Origin of the sequence: Citricoccus sp. CH26A (assembly GCF_000224415.1) — a bacterium.
Taxonomy (GTDB): domain Bacteria; phylum Actinomycetota; class Actinomycetes; order Actinomycetales; family Micrococcaceae; genus Citricoccus.
Genome location: NZ_AFXQ01000009.1, coordinates 106,103 through 121,046 on the forward strand (window position 1 = coordinate 106,103; position 14,944 = coordinate 121,046).

Sequence of the window (14,944 nt, forward strand, 5' to 3'; positions counted from 1 at the left end):
GTGCCCGCCCGGTCGAGCAGGTCAGTCCAGGGGCTCACCAGGCCGCGCGTACCGCCGGATGCTCAGCAGGGCCAGCAACGTGACCAGGGCGGCGCCCATGAGGAAGTACGCCGGGGAGCGCGGGTCACCGGTGCTCATCGTCAGCAACTGGACGAGGAACAGCGCGGTCCCGCCGAAGACGGCTCCGCCGATGTTGTAGCCGACGGCGAACGTCGCCATCCTGGTCCGCGATGAGGTGAACTCGGTGAAGAAGCAGATGACGACCGCCACGGCGCCTCCGAGGCCGATCGCCATGAGCCCTAGTGCCAGGATGACCAGGGCGAGCGAACCGGATGACAGCAGGACGAACAGCGGATAGCTCAGGACCAGGAAGAACACGGCTGAACCGACGGCCACCTCCTTCCGGCCCACGCGGTCGGAGAGCCAGCCGACCACGGGGTGCAGGACGACGCTCAGCCCGAGGCCGATGGTGGTGGCCAGGAATGACTCCTGGCCGGAGAACCCCTGAGCTCCCAGGTACGTCGGGAAGTAGGAGAGGAAGACGAAGTTCGCGGAGAACGTCAGGGCGACCACGGCCGTCCCCTGGACGATGACCCACGGTGTCTCCCTGATGGCCTCGCGCAGCGGTCGCTGCGACAACTCCCCTTCGCGCCGGAGCTTGATGAACACCGGGCTCTCCTCCAGCTTCAGCCGAAGGTAGATGGCCACACCGCCAAGAGGCAGGGCCAGGAGGAAGGGAATGCGCCAGCCCCAGGCGTCGAAGGCCTCTCCCGGTGCGAGGGCGGTGACCCCGAGGACGACGGCGGAGGCCAGCAGGAAGGAGAAGGTCGCGCCACTCTGGAGGAACGCGGTGTAGAACCCCCGGCGGTGTGCGGGGGAGTGCTCGGCGATGTAGGTGACCACGGAGATGACCTCACCGCCGGCGGAGAAGCCCTGGACCAGGCGCAGCAGTACCAGCATGACGGGGGCGGCCACACCGATCGCGACCTCGGTCGGCAGGACGCCCACGAGGAAGGTGGCCAGAGAGATGGCCGTCACCGATATGACCAGGACCGTCCGCCGCCCGACCCGGTCCCCGAGCGGTCCGAGGACGAGGCCTCCCAGGGGGCGCATCAGGTTGGCGACGCCGAAGACCGCGAAGGCGGACAGGATGCCCATCGCCGGGTCGTCCGAGGGGAAGAAGAGGCGGGCGATCGTGGCGGCCAGGAGCCCATAGAGGGCGTAGTCGTAGAACTCGACGACCTGGCCCGCCACGCCGCCGCTGACGATGCGCCGGATCTCCTTCCTCGATGCGGTCTGGACGGGGCTCGCGAGGGCCTCGGTGCCGGACAGGACGGTCATGGCGTTGTTCCTTTCGACATCATGCACGTGAACGGATCAGCGGCACCGAGCGTCTCGTGAGTGTTCTCCCGAGCGTCGTCCGACCGGGGGGCGGCCGCCGCCAGGCCGGCGGCGAATCCCAGGTCGTAGGCCTCCGCGCTGCCGAGCCGGAACATGTCGTTCTCGGCGGGGCGTACCAGGTCGCGGGCCGTCGCCATGGGGCGGGACGGGTCGACGTCGGGCAGGACCAGGTGCCCGAGGCCACGGACCAGCGCTACGGGCCGGCCCGTGGCCTTGCCCTTGACTAGGTCGGCTGCTCCGGCGATCTCATCAGCGACCGCCGCGGCCGAGGCCGACAGCAGGTTTCCGTGGGTGTCCTGGGTGCCACGGTAGTCCTCGAGCACCTTCAAGCCAGCTGCCCCGATCGCTGCGTCCGTCTGGCCGTCTCGCCAGGGCCGGCCGAGGGTGTCGGAGAGGATGACGCCGACGGCGATACCGAAGCGGGTGCGGAGCGACGCGCAGAGATGCCGGGCCGAACCATCCGGGTCCTCGGGCAGTAGGAGGACCGTGCCGTCGGGGGTGTTGCTGTTGTCCACCCCCGCGGCGGCGAGCACCAATCCGAGGCGGTTCTCCACGATCCGGGTACGGCCCCCCGGGTGGGTTCGGCTGGCCACCAGCCGGACGGTCTCCGCGGTGATGGCCTCTTCGCGGTCGGCGGCGCGGACCTGCCGTCCCTCTGCCTTGGAGACGATCTTGCTGGTCACGACCAGGATGTCCCCGGTGCGGAGGCCTTCAGGTGATGCGGCGGCAGCGTCCCCGATGAGCGTGGCCAGGTCGTCGCCGGGCCGGACCTCGGGGATGCCGCCGAGGGCGGTGATCGACAGGGCGGTCATGCTGTCCTCCTCGTGCCGTGGAAGGGACGGGTCCGGGGCGTCCGGTCGGCGTGCCACTGCAGCGCCGCGAACTCAGTGGCCAGGCCGGCACCGCGCTCCAGCGCCCGGTGGAGGTCGGAGACGGTGTCGACGTCCTGGCGGAGCGAGGAGTCTGCGCGTACGGGCAGCACCGCGTGCCCTGCGCGGCGGTGCGCCTGGCTCGACCCGGGGCCGAAACGGGGGGTAATCCCGGCCCCGGGTGCCGCCGTGATCAACGTCGAGCCACTGCCCTCCTTGTCGGGTACCAGTCCCAGCGAGACTCTGCGGGCAAGGTCCAGGGCCGCCGAGAGGTCGCGGGGCGACAGGCAGGGCAGATCGCCCGTGAGAGCAGCGACCGGAACGGGATGATGGTCCCTGGCCCAGGCGAGGCCGGCCTCGACAGCGGCATTCAGCCCGCGCTGGGGGTCTGCCACCACGGTGACCCCGGGCAGCATGGTGTGTACGGCCGGATCTGCGGAGACCACGACCACCCGACCGACCTCTTCGGCGGCCCTGGCCGCCACGACGGTGTCCCGGAGGAATGCCAGGGCCAGCCGCCTGCGCTGCTCAGGGTGTAACCCCGGTCTTCCCTCGCTCGCGTGGCCGAGCCGGCTCTTGGCCATGGAGCCGCCCTTGAAGGGCACCACAACGGTCCACGAGGCGCTGACGTGAGCGGACGTTCGACCCAGCATGATCTGTTCCTTTCCAGGACCAGGCCCGCGCTAGGCGGGCCTCACCCCGATGGAGACCGGGACCCTGGTCGAGGGGACGCGACCGCCGTCGGCCTCCTCCGGGGACACCGAGAGCGACTTGCCCGTGGCGGCGAACCCCGTGTCTGCATGCAGTGCAGCGGTGGCGAGCCGTTCCGAGGAGGGGACGCCGTAGGTCGTCGTTCGTTGCCAGGGCGTGCGGCCGGCCTCCCGGATCATGGCCTCGAGCTCGGTGACCGTCTTCTCTGACCCGTTGTCCGCGCCGGCCATGCGGCTGATGGTCTCCTCCATGAGGGTCCCACCGAGGTCGTCGGCACCACCCTCCAGCATCAGGCGCGTGCCCTCGGTGCCGAGCTTCACCCAGGAGGTCTGGACATGGTCGATCCGCCCGTGCAGCATCAACCGGGAGACCGCGTGGATGGCCCGGTTCTCCTGCAGGGTCGGCCCGGGGCGGGCGACCCCCGCCAGGTAGACCGGTGCGTTCGTATGGATGAAGGGCAGCAGGACGAACTCCGTGAAGCCTCCCGTCTCGTCCTGGATCCGGGAGAGCGTCCGCAGGTGGCCAACCCAGTGGGAGGGGTTGTCCACATGTCCGTACATCATGGTGGCGCTCGAGCGGATGCCCAGCCGATGGGCCGTCGTGACGATCTCGATCCAGGCCGACGCCGGTAGCTTGCCCTTGGTCAGGAGCCACCGGACGTCGTCGTCGAGGATCTCCGCGGCCGTGCCCGGGATGGTGTCCAGGCCGGCGTCCTTGGCCTCCGACAGGAACTCCTTGAAAGACAGACCGGTCCGGGCTGCACCGTTGACGATCTCCATCGGGCTGAAGGCGTGCAGGTGGATGTCCGGTCGACGCCTCTTGACCTCACGAGCGAGGTCGAAGTATGCGGTGCCGGGCAGGTCGGGATGGATGCCGCCCTGCATGCAGATCTCGGTGGCGCCGATGGCCCATGCCTCGTCGACGCGGTCACCGACCTGCGCCATCGACAGCGTGTAGGCATCGGCATCGGTCCGTCGCTGGGCGAAGGCGCAGAAGCGGCACCCGGTGTAGCAGACATTGGTGAAGTTGATGTTCCGGTTGACGACGTAGCCGACGCCCTTGCCGACGGCCTGTTCACGGACCTGGTCCGCCAGGTGGGCGAGGGCTTCCAGCTCGGGGCCCTCGGCACTGAGCAGGGTCAGGTAGTCGGCGTCAGAGAGCCCGGCGGGATCGATCTCCGCACGTCCCAGCGCGGCACGGACATCGGCGGACCCGGCTCGGCCCGCCTGCGACACCGACCCGGCGGACGATGACGCCTCCTCGCGCAGGGCCTCCCAGTCCCCGTAGACCGCATCGAAGTCGCCCCGCCGGTCCGCTGTGCGTCCGGTCGTGTCGATCTCCGTGTGCAGGTTGACGCGACCGGTCCCCGCCGTGGCCCAGTCCGGGTCCGGTTCCTGCCAGGGATGCCCTGTCGGCTTCGCGTCCTCCACGGCCAGGCCGTCCGGCGCGGCCAGCGCCCGCACGTGAGGCTGGACGCGCGGATCGATCCAGGGCTCTCCGGCGCGGACATAGTGCGGGTGTGCGGTCAGCCTTTCCCTCAGCTCGAATCCGCTCTCGGCGGTGAGCCGGGCCAGGTCATCGAGCTGTGGCCAGGGCCGCTCCGGGTTGACGTGGTCAACGGTGAGGGGGCTGACTCCGCCCCAGTCGTCGATTCCGGCGCGAACCAACAGGCCCAGTTCGTGTTCGTCCGTGAGATTGGGAGGGACCTGGATGCGGGCCTTGGGCCCCATCAACATCCGGGTGACGGCGACGGCGGCCGTGTACTCCTCGGTGGCCAGGTCGGGGGAACCCATCATGGCGGTCGCGTCCTTGGCCCGGAAGTTCTGGACGATCACCTCCTGGATGTGCCCGTGGCGTCGGGCCGCGGCCCGGATCGCGAAGATGGAATCGATGCGATCGGCATAGGTCTCCCCGATGCCGAGCAGGATTCCCGTGGTGAACGGGACGTTGGAGCGGCCGGCGTCCTCGATGACCCGCAGCCGCAGGGCCGGGTCCTTGTCGGGGGAACCGAAGTGGGGGCCGCCCTTCTCCGAGAACAACCGGCTGGACGTCGTCTCCAGCATCATTCCCATGGACGGCGCCACCGGCTTGAGCCGCTGGATCTCCTCCCAGCTCATGACGCCCGGGTTGAGGTGCGGCAGCAGCCCGGTCTCCTCGAGGACCCTGATGGCCATCGCGCGCACGTAGTCGAGGGTGGAGTCATAACCATGGGCGTCGAGCCACTCCCGCGCAGCGGGCCAGCGGTCCTCGGGCCGGTCGCCCAGGGTGAAGAGCGCCTCCTTGCAACCCATGGCCGCGCCCCGGCGTGCGACGTCGAGGATCTCGTCCGGGGACAGGAACAGGGGCTTGCCGGCCTTCTGCAGTTGGCCCGGCGTCTGCGCGAAGGTGCAGTAGTGGCAGCGGTCGCGGCACAGGTGGGTCACCGGCACGAAGACCTTCTTCGAGTAGGTGATGACGCCCGGGCGCCCGGCCTCCAACAGCCCGGCGTCCCGGACCCGGCTCGCCGCGGTCAGCAGCCGGTCGAGGTGCTCGCCGCGGGCGTGCAGGAGCGTCTGTGCCTCCAGGGCGTCGAGCGTGACGCCGTCCTCGGCGCGGCGCACGGCACGGCGCAGCGCGCTCTCGTTGGGGATGAAGGTTTCGGTGGGAGACAAGGTCAGGACCTCCAGGGTGACGGATCGGGATGTTGGGGACGGGCGGTGCGGGCAGGGATCAGGAGGGGGCGGGCAGGCGGACGAGATCGAGGGCCGCTGCGACCATGTCTGCGGTTGCCGGCACATCCGTCATCCACAACGGGACCGCTGCCGCCCGGATGCCCGCCTCGTCGAGCGGTGCCACCGCCGATGCGTCGGTGGTGTCCACGAGCCAGGCGTCCAGGACACCGCCGTCACGCCGCGCACCGTAGTGGAGTGCGACATCCAACGCGGTGGAGGGGACGCCGATGGCCTCCAGGCACTGATCCGCCATGCCGTGCACGGCCGCTCCGCCGATGATCGGGGAAATGCCCACGACGGGTGCCAACGTCCGGCCCAGGGCTTCGCGGACTCCGGGAACCGCCAGGATGGTTCCCACGGACACGACGGGGTTGGACGGCGGGAGGACGACGACGTCGGCCGAGAGGATGGCCTCGATGACCTGCTCCGTTGCCTGGGCCGTGTCCAGGCCCACCTGCACGAATTCGCCGGCGGGCACCGCCGCACGATACCTGACCCACCATTCCTCGAAATGGATGAGGCTCCCGGCCGGGTGTTCATCGATGTCCTGGGTCAGTCGGACATGGGTCTCCACCGCGTCGTCGCTCATGGGGAGGAGTTCCACGCCAGGCTGCCAGCGGCGGCAGAGAAACTCCGTGACCTCGGTGAGCGTCGATCCCTGGCGGAGCAGGTCAGTGCGGACGACGTGGGTGGCGAGGTCCAGGTCGCCGAGGGTGAACCAGTCCCAGCCCCGCCCGTAGGCGGAGATCTCCGCGGACGTCCTGCGGGTCTCCCCATTGCGACCCCATCCCTGGTCCTCGGATATGCCACCGCCGAGGGTGTACATCAGCGTGTCGAGATCCGGGCAGACGCGCAGTCCGTTGAGCCACATGTCATCACCGGTGTTGGCGATGACGCGCACGTGGGTCCGGGTCCTCCCGGCCGGCGTCGTCTCCTGGGCCCTCTCATGGTGAAGCAGGCCGCGGACGAACCGGGCGCCTCCGACACCACCGGCCAGCACTGCGATCGCCGTCATCCGTAGCCACGCCTTTCATGCCCACCCGTCGGGTGGTGTGTTCACCGACCGGCCGACGCTCGTGACGAGCGTCAGAACCACCGTCGTCTATTGATGAATTCCATTATTATCATATGCGCATCCATCGGGGCAGGGGTGTCCAGGAGGTGGCTCCCATGGCGGCATCGGGGCCCGCGGCGGCCCGTGTTCTTCAGGGGCGGTGCGGCCCGCGGAGACGCCGAATCCCTGCCCGCAGTGGGGATGCGGGCGAGGCCTCTACCCAGGGGGTTGCGTGAGATGGATCACCCTCCGATGCGTTCGGCGTTCCGGCTGCCCGTCGTCCCAGGCCGCGCCGGCAGCCGGAGCCGGGGATCGACCCTGACACCGGCCGCCGGGAAGGGTCAGGCCAGCTGGAAGCCGTGGTAGCCCTGCTCGGCCACCTGGTCACACCGCTGGGTGTAGGCGGTCAGCCCCCCCGCGTACGGCATGAAGACCCTCGGCTTGCCCGGCACATTGGCCCCGAGGTACCAGGAGTTGGCCTGCTTCATCAGTGTCATGTCCGCCACGTCGTTGACGTGCTGGACCCACTCGTCCTCGAACTCCGGGAGCGCTTCGGATGTCTCCAGTCCGTTCTGGCAGAGGTATGCGATATGCTCGTCGATCCACTCCACGTGCAGCTCGATCGCGGTGACCATGTTCGTCAGCACGCTCGGGCTGCCCGGGCCGGCAACGGAGAACATGTTGGGGAAGCCCGCCACGCTGAGGCCCAGGTACGTCTTGGGGCCGGCCGCCCAGTGGTCCCGCAGGGACCTCCCATCGCGTCCACGGATGTCGATCCTCGACAGGGAGCCGGTCATCGCGTCGTACCCGGTGGCGAACACCAGGACATCCATGGCGTACTCTTCCTGTCCCGTGGCCACGCCTTCGGGGGTGATCCGCGAGATCGGATTCGCGCGCACGTCGACGAGGTCGACATGGGGCAGGTTGAACGTCGCGTAATAGTCCGTGTCCACGCAGATGCGCTTGGCCCCGACGGGGTAGTCGCGGGGCTTCAGCTTCTCGGCCGTTGCTGGATCCTCGACGATCGTATCGATCTTGCCCCGGATGTAGTCGGCAAGCTTGTCATTGGCCTCGCGCGAGATGCCGAGGTCGGAGAAGCATGCGCCGATCCGGAATCCACCCAGTGTCCAGTGCTCGTCGAAGACCTCTTGGACGCGCGCATCGCCGACGTCCAGGGCTGATTCCGACCCCGGGGGGAAGGGCATGCCCGTAGGCGTACTGCGGGCGCGCTTGCGCACATCGCGGTAGTTGGCCTTCACGTCGGCCCAGAACTCGGGGTCGAGTGGGCCGTTGAGTGCGGGGACGCTGAAATTCGGCGTCCGCTGGAAGACCGTCAGGTGGCTGGCCTGCTTGGCGATCTCAGGGATCGCCTGGATGCCCGAGGAGCCGGTGCCGATCACGCCGACGCGCTTGCCGGTGAAGTCGACCCCGCCCTGGGGCCACTCGCCCGTGTGGTAGACCTCTCCGGTGAAGTCCTCAAGGCCCTCGATGTCCGGGTTGCGGCTCGAGGACAGGCAGCCGGTGGCCATGATGCAGAAGCGCGCACGGGTCACCTGTTCGCCCTGGGGGCCGCTGGAGGTGACCTCCCACTCGCGGGCCGCATCGTCGAAGACCGCGGAGCCCACGGTGGTCTCGAACCGGATGTCACGGCGCAGGTCGTACCGATCGGCGACGTGGCTCATGTAGGCCTGCAACTCGGGCTGCGCCGGGTAGCGTTCCGTCCACTCCCACTCCTGCTCCAGCTCCGGGTCGAAGGAGAAGGAATAGTAGGGGCTCTCCACATCGCAGCGGGCGCCAGGGTAGCGGTTCCAGTACCAGGTGCCCCCGACGTCGTCGCCGCGTTCGAGCACGACCGCCTCGAGTCCGCGTTCGCGCAGCCTCTTCAGCATGTACAGGCCGGAGAACCCGGCTCCGATGATGACCGCATCGACTCGCTCAGGTGCACGCATTTCAGGCCTCCTGCTTCTGGTTGGTCTTCTGGCCGGCGGGGTTGCGGATGGACTGGGCCACCAGGGCCAGGACCTCGGCGCTGGCCGGCAGCACGTTGACCATGCTGAAGAATCCGTGCATCTGGCCCGGCCAGCGGTAGGACTCGACGTCGACGCCCGCCTCCCGGAGCCGATCGGCATAGGCTTCACCCTCGTCGCGCAGTACGTCGTGCGCGGCTGTCACGAGGAAGGCCGGTGCGACGCCGGAGAGGTCCTCGGCGCGCAGCGGGCTGGCCTCCATGTTGCTGCGCTGGTCGTGGTCGGCGAGGTAGTGGTCCCAGAACCAGGCCATGAACTCCTTCGGGAGCAGCGTCTGGTTCTCCTCCTCCAGGTAGCTGGCACGGGTGAAGTCGGCATCAGTGACCGGGTAGATGAGGAACTGTCGTGCAATCTCCGGGCCGCCTCGGTCCCGGCTGCGCAGGGCCATCACGGCGCTCAGGTTCCCACCGGCGCTGTCCCCGGCGACGTACAGCGGGGCGCCGTCTCGGGCGAGCTCGCCGATGCGGCCGGCGGCCCAGTTCATGGCCGTCCAGGCATCCTCGACCGCAGCTGGGAAGGGGCTCTCTGGAGCCTTGCGGTAGTTGACGAGGACCACGGTGGCCCCCGACTGGGCCGCGAGTTCCCGGCCCAGCGTGTCGAAGCCGTCGATGTCGCTGAGTACCCAGCCGCCCCCGTGGAGGTAGACCACCACCGCATGGGGTTCAGCGGTGGGCCGGTGCACGCGGACCTCGAACGTGCCGCCATCCCAGCCGGTGAGGACGAAATCCTCGGTGTGGTCCATGTCCGGTCCGACGCCGAACATCTCGTTCATCGCGGCCGTTCCTGCGCGCGCTTCTTCGGGGGTCTGTTCCCAGGCGGGTACGGCGTCCGGCCCAGCCGCCTGGGCGGCGGCAGTGAGGAACCGGAGGGTTGCTTCGTCTAGTGCCACGGGGCTTCTCCTTGTCATCAATGTGATGGGACTCACACGTGAAGGTGGTGCACGCCACATTAGATGCATGATGCATTGTTATCAAGGGTGGATTTCCCAGCCCGGTTTGCCTCGTATGCTGGAGTGAGCAGCGGGAGGCAGGGCCGGCCCGCCGGGCGAAAGAAGGCATTGGTGGCACCTCAGATCGACGAGGGATTCGATGCCCCTCCGACCCTCGGCGAGGCAGTGTCACGCAGGCTCCGTGACGAGATCCTGAGCGGTCGGCTCGCGCCCGGGGCCCCCATCCGCGACGCGGAGCTGGCCTCCCGCCTGGGGGTCAGTATCACTCCGGTGCGGGAGTCGGTTGCGGTGCTCATCTCCGAGGGGCTCATCGAGGTCCTGCCGAACAAGAGGCGGCGGGTCACGGTCTTGACCCAGCAGACCGCCCAAGAGCTGATGGACGTGCTCGGGATCCTGCTCGCGGCCGGTTTCGAGCGGTTGCCAGGGAATCCGGAGAAACTGGAAGGGTTGGCCGACGCGTGCCGGGAATTCGCTGAGACGCTGGGCGCGGGAGATCGTTCCACAGCAGAGGCGAAATTCGAACGCATGGTGGCAGAACTGCTCCGGCAGGTCGCCCACGGTGAACTCAGCCGGATGGCGGCGCCGGTCTTGAGGCGGTCGGTGGGGGCCATTCGTCTGTATCCGTCAGCGCATCTCTATGAATTGTGGGGACAGGCCTTCCTCGACGTTGCCGATGCCCTGACGGAGGACCCGGCGCGGGCATCATCCATAGTTCGGACGTTCGTGGGCGCACTGCTGGCGACCATGGCAGGGGACCGGCCGCAAGACGCCGAGATCCGCCCGGAGCCCCGGGGGGCAGGGCTGGCGCCGGAGGCAGCGGGAGAGGTCCGTTCCTGACGTTGTCGGCCGTCCGTTCCCGGGGCGCCCGCTGGCAGTGACTCCCGTCTATGGGCGCCACGTGGGCACGTGACCTTCGAGCATCCCTCATCGGGGGCACCTGCGGGTACGGCGCCGGCTGAGACGTCGAGGCAGCAGGTTCGAGGCCCTCTCAGGCCCTCGTCGGCGGCATCTGCTGCAGGGACCAGGCGTTCCCGTCCGGATCGGCGAAGTGGACGAAACGGCCCCAGGGCTGCTCGTCGACCTCGGTGACCGGCAGGGCCACGAGCTCGATCTTCATGTCCATGACGCACGGGGTAGACGCGGCCCGGGGGCCATGCCACGGTCCGACGACGCATCCCGCGGGCAGGGGAGCGGCGGCCGGATCCGCCCCTCCGGATCCCGATGATCACGGGTCCAGAGGGGCGGATCCGACCGCCGGTCGCCGGGGTCGGGGGTGCCGGGTCGGGTCAGGCGGTGGCGCCCGCCATCTCCTGCCGCGCCGGGGCATTGGCCGAGAGGAACTGCCGGTAGGCCGGCAGGGTCAGGAAGTCCGGGAACTCCTCGGCCAGGGCGGAGCCGGCGAACACGGCGAGCGCGTCGTCGAAGCGGTCCCCCTCACTGCGTTCGATCGCCGCGAACTCCTCGTCCATCAGTTCCCGGACCCACTCGCGGGTCACGGTGCGGGTGCCGCCGTCGGACAGCCGTGCCGTGGAACCGGCGTTGATCCACTGCCAGATCTGGGATCGCGAGATCTCCGCGGTGGCGGCGTCCTCCATGAGGTTGTGGATGGCGGCCGCGCCGTTGCCGCGCAGCCAGGACTCCACGTAGCGGATGCCGACCTCGATGTTGGTGCGCACGCCCTTCTCGGTGATCGCCCCGGGCGTCTGGGAGACGGCCAGCAGGCCCTGGGCGTCCGGGGTCACGTCCTCGCGCTTGGCGGAGCGGATCTGGTTGCGGCGGTCGCCCAGCACCTCGTCGAAGACCTCCATGGCCACCGGGACCAGGTCCGGGTGGGCCACCCAGGAGCCGTCGAAGCCGTCATGGGCCTCGCGGGTCTTGTCCTCGCGCACCTTGGCCAGCGCCATCTCGTTGGCCTCCGGGTCACGGCGGTTCGGGATGAAGGCCGCCATGCCGCCGATGGCCGAGGCGCCGCGCTTGTGGCAGGCGCGCACCAGCTGGTCGGTGTAGGAACGCATCATGGGGGCCGTCATCGTCACGTCCGCCCGGTCCGGCAGCACGAAGTCCTCGCCGCGGTCCCGGAAGTTCTTGATGATGGAGAAGATGTAGTCCCAGCGTCCGGCGTTCAGGCCGGCGGCGTGGTTGCGCAGCTGGTAGAGGATCTCCTCCATCTCGAACGCGGCGGTGATCGTCTCGATCAGCACGGTGGCGCGAACGGTGCCCTGCGGGATGCCGAGGTGGTCCTGGGCCACCACGAACACGCAGTTCCACAACCGCGCCTCGAGGTGGTTCTCGGTCTTGGGCAGGTAGAAGTACGGTCCGACGCCGCGGCGCAGCAGCTCCTTGGCGTTGTGGAAGAAGTACAGGCCGAAGTCCACGAGCGAACCGGACATCGGCTCGCCGTCCACCATCAGGTGGTCCTCGTCCAGGTGCCAGCCCCGGGGGCGGACGATGATGGTCGGCCGGTCCACCAGCTGCACGCCGCCGAGCTTGTACTCCTTGCCCTCCGGGGAGGTGAAGTCGATCTTGCGGCGGATGGCGTCCTTAAGGTTGACCTGGCCGGTGAGCATGTTCCACCAGGAGGGTGAGGAGGAGTCCTCGAAGTCGGCCAGCCAGCACTTCGCACCGGAGTTCAGCGCGTTGATCGTCATCTTGCGGTCCACCGGGCCGGTGATCTCGACCCGCCGGTCCTTCAGCCCGGGCGAGAGCGGGGCGACGCGCCAGGACTCGTCCTCACGGATGGAACGGGTCTCGGGCAGGAAGTCCGGGGTCCACCCCTGGGAGATGCGCTCGCGGGTCTCCTGTCGCCGGGCCAGCAGCTCGGCGCGGCGGCCGTTGAACCGACGGTGCAGCACGGCCAGGAACTCGAGTGCATCCGGGGTGAGGATCTCCTCCTGCCGCGGCAGGTGGGGTCCGGTGATCGTCACGCCGTTGAGGGTGATGGGCTGGTCGGTGGGGTACATGGTGGTCTCCTTGGGAGTGTGGCCGTTCCGCCCTAGGCGGGGGCCGGAGGAAAAGTGGTTGCTGTGCCCCGGGCTGGTGAGGGGAGAGGAGGGCGACGACGGCGCCTGTCGGTGGGGTGCCGGCGTCGGGCTGGTGTTCGGGTCCGGTGGGGAAAGCAGGTGGCGGCCGGGCCGGGAGGGCCCGGCCGCCACCGGTGCGTCAGCTCGGCTCGAGGCCGGCCGCGGTGGGGATCAGTGGAACTGCCCGGCCTCGGTGGAGCCGGCCAGCGCCGTGGTGGAGCTGTCGGGGTTGATCGCGGTGGAGATGGCGTCGAAGTACCCGGTGCCGACCTCGCGCTGGTGCTTGGTGGCGGTGTAACCGCGGGCCTCGTCGGCGAACTCCCGCTCCTGCAGCTCCACGTAGGCGGACATCTGGCGCTCGTTGTAGCCCTTGGCCAGGTCGAACATGGAGTGGTTCAGGGCGTGGAAGCCGGCCAGGGTGATGAACTGGAAGGTGTAGCCCATGGCCCCCAGCTCGCGCTGGAACTTGGCGATGGTCTCGTCGTCCAGGTTCTTCCTCCAGTTGAAGGACGGGGAGCAGTTGTACGAGAGCATCTGGTCCGGGAACTCGGACTTGACGGCCTCCGCGAACTTCTTGGCCATCTCCAGGTCCGGGGTGCCGGTCTCCATCCAGATCAGGTCGGAGTAGGGGGCGTAGGCCTTGGCGCGGGCGATGCAGGGCTCGATGCCGTTGCGCACCTTGTAGAAGCCCTCTGGCGTGCGCTCACCGGTGATGAACTCGGCATCGCGCTCGTCCACGTCGGAGGTGATCAGGGTGGCGGCCTCCGCGTCGGTACGGGCGATCACCACCGAGTTGACGCCGGAGACGTCGGCGGCCAGGCGGGCGGCGTTCAGGGTGCGGATGTGCTGACCGGTCGGGATCAGCACCTTGCCGCCCAGGTGACCGCACTTCTTCTCGGAGGCCAGCTGGTCCTCCCAGTGCACGCCGGAGGCACCGGCGGCGATCATGGCCTTCATCAGCTCGTAGGCGTTCAGCGGGCCGCCGAAACCGGCCTCGGCATCGGCGACGATCGGGACCAGGTAGTCCTCGACGGTCTGGACGCCCTCGGAGAACTCGATCTGGTCGGCGCGCATCAGGGCGTTGTTGATGCGGCGCACCACGGCCGGGACGGAGTTGGCCGGGTACAGGGACTGGTCCGGGTAGGTGTGACCGGAGAGGTTCGCGTCAGCGGCGACCTGCCAGCCGGAGAGGTAGATGGCGCGCAGGCCGGCCTTGACCTGCTGGACGGCCATGTTGCCGGTGAGGGCCCCCAGGGCGTTGGTGAACTTGCCCTCGGCGTGCTCGCTGGTCAACTGCTCCCAGAGCTTGTCGGAACCGCGGCGGGCCAGGGTGTGCTCCTCCTGGACGCGGCCGCGCAGCTTGACGACGTCCTCAGCGGTGAAGGTGCGCTCGGTGTTGGCCCAACGGGGGTTGTGGTCCCAGTCGTGCTGGAGCTGTTCGGCGGATGCGGGGGTGTTCGGTTCCATGTCGGCTCTCCTGCGAGTCGGGTGTGGACTGTGGCGGTCGAAGTGATGTGGATCGCTTCGTTGACCACCAGTCTTGACCGCCCCAAGCCCTCGTGGGGTGCAGATCCATTGAAAATTTCGCTCCATCTTCACAATGGTCAGAAAGAGGATATCTCGCGATAAGAGAGCTTCTCAGCGTTCCTGCGGGGTACATGAGAGGCAAAGAAAGCCAGATATTGACTACAAGGCGGGGTGCCGCCTGGCGTCCCCGGGCCCGGGTGGGCCGATCCCTCGGCGCCACGGCACGAGGATGGGGAGAACTCCCCATCGCGGCCGGGGCGGACAGTTCCTAGACTGTCGAGGGTCGTGGGGCCGGTGAGGCCGTGCCGAGGATGGGAGGGTGGACACCATGGTTGACTACCAGGTGGATGAGGACGGTGCCAACGGCGTCATAGCGGCGACCCGCACGCATGCCGGCGAGTTCGAAGCGCTCATCACCGATCTGCGCACCGCCGTGGAGGGCACCGCGGCGGAGTGCCAGAGCACGCTGATCGCCGGTGCCCTCCAGGAGGTCCACGACGGCTACCTCGCGCCCGTGGCGACGATGGTCCATTGGCGCAGCGCCAACATCGTCAACGAGGGCCAGAAGATGGTGAACGCCTTCATCGACGGCAACGAGCAGATGGCAGCGGACGCGCGGCGCGAGATCTCGGACGTCCCCTCGAGCTGGGAGGACGCCCAGTGAGTGTCGACCTC

General features: G+C 68.9%; 12 protein-coding genes. 2 read left to right on the top strand and 10 right to left on the bottom strand.

All coding sequences use genetic code 11. The annotated features are described in order from the left end of the window. Positions 1-21: 21 nt before the first annotated feature. The 7 genes from CITRI_RS0107645 to CITRI_RS0107675 all read right to left on the bottom strand — a co-directional run bounded on the left by CITRI_RS0107645 (position 22) and on the right by CITRI_RS0107675 (position 9,545). Entirely contained in the window at positions 22-1,341 is a 1,320-nt protein-coding gene (locus CITRI_RS0107645) for an MFS transporter (protein WP_010144121.1), read from the bottom strand. After that, a complete protein-coding gene (locus CITRI_RS0107650) occupies positions 1,338-2,213 on the bottom strand; it encodes a coenzyme F420-0:L-glutamate ligase (protein ID WP_010144122.1) in 876 nt (291 codons plus the stop codon). Before CITRI_RS0107650 ends, CITRI_RS0107645 begins: the two co-directional genes overlap by 4 nt. Further along, the gene (gene cofC, locus CITRI_RS16860) at positions 2,210-2,923 is read right to left on the bottom strand and encodes a 2-phospho-L-lactate guanylyltransferase (RefSeq protein WP_010144123.1); all 714 of its coding nucleotides are present in this window, start codon (positions 2,921-2,923) and stop codon (positions 2,210-2,212) included. Before cofC ends, CITRI_RS0107650 begins: the two co-directional genes overlap by 4 nt. A gap of 30 nt (positions 2,924-2,953) precedes the next feature. Beyond that, positions 2,954-5,632 (bottom strand): bifunctional FO biosynthesis protein CofGH, encoded by a 2,679-nt coding sequence (locus tag CITRI_RS0107660; protein WP_010144124.1) that lies wholly within the window; start codon positions 5,630-5,632, stop codon positions 2,954-2,956. Positions 5,633-5,690: 58 nt separating this feature from the next. Next, complete coding sequence (gene cofD / locus CITRI_RS0107665) at positions 5,691-6,707, bottom strand: 2-phospho-L-lactate transferase (protein WP_010144125.1); 1,017 nt, start codon at positions 6,705-6,707, stop codon at positions 5,691-5,693. A 380-nt stretch (positions 6,708-7,087) separates the two neighbouring features. Then, entirely contained in the window at positions 7,088-8,695 is a 1,608-nt protein-coding gene (locus CITRI_RS0107670) for an NAD(P)/FAD-dependent oxidoreductase (protein ID WP_010144127.1), read from the bottom strand. Between the two features lies 1 nt (position 8,696). Next, the gene (locus tag CITRI_RS0107675; RefSeq protein ID WP_010144128.1) at positions 8,697-9,545 is read right to left on the bottom strand and encodes an alpha/beta hydrolase; all 849 of its coding nucleotides are present in this window, start codon (positions 9,543-9,545) and stop codon (positions 8,697-8,699) included. 288 nt (positions 9,546-9,833) lie between these two features. Between CITRI_RS0107675 and CITRI_RS18405 the strand changes: the two genes are divergently transcribed. Then, on the top strand, positions 9,834-10,559 hold the full coding sequence (locus CITRI_RS18405) for a GntR family transcriptional regulator (RefSeq protein ID WP_010144129.1): 726 nt from the start codon (positions 9,834-9,836) through the stop codon (positions 10,557-10,559). Positions 10,560-10,710: 151 nt separating this feature from the next. On the opposite strand, the gene CITRI_RS20400 is transcribed toward CITRI_RS18405, so the two are convergent. From CITRI_RS20400 to aceA, 3 genes are all read right to left on the bottom strand, one after another. Beyond that, positions 10,711-10,845 (bottom strand): VOC family protein, encoded by a 135-nt coding sequence (locus CITRI_RS20400; protein ID WP_255347882.1) that lies wholly within the window; start codon positions 10,843-10,845, stop codon positions 10,711-10,713. A gap of 163 nt (positions 10,846-11,008) precedes the next feature. Then, positions 11,009-12,682, bottom strand: a complete 1,674-nt coding sequence (gene aceB / locus CITRI_RS0107690) for a malate synthase A (RefSeq protein WP_010144131.1) — start codon at positions 12,680-12,682, stop codon at positions 11,009-11,011. Positions 12,683-12,913: 231 nt separating this feature from the next. Further along, positions 12,914-14,209: an isocitrate lyase gene (gene aceA / locus CITRI_RS0107695; protein WP_010144132.1), complete on the bottom strand. Its 1,296-nt coding sequence runs from the start codon at positions 14,207-14,209 to the stop codon at positions 12,914-12,916. Positions 14,210-14,597: 388 nt separating this feature from the next. Between aceA and CITRI_RS0107700 the strand changes: the two genes are divergently transcribed. Then, positions 14,598-14,933 carry a DUF6507 family protein gene (locus CITRI_RS0107700; RefSeq protein WP_237709022.1) on the top strand — a complete coding sequence of 112 codons (336 nt, stop codon included), beginning with the start codon at positions 14,598-14,600 and terminating at the stop codon, positions 14,931-14,933. The last annotated feature ends 11 nt before the right edge of the window (positions 14,934-14,944 follow it).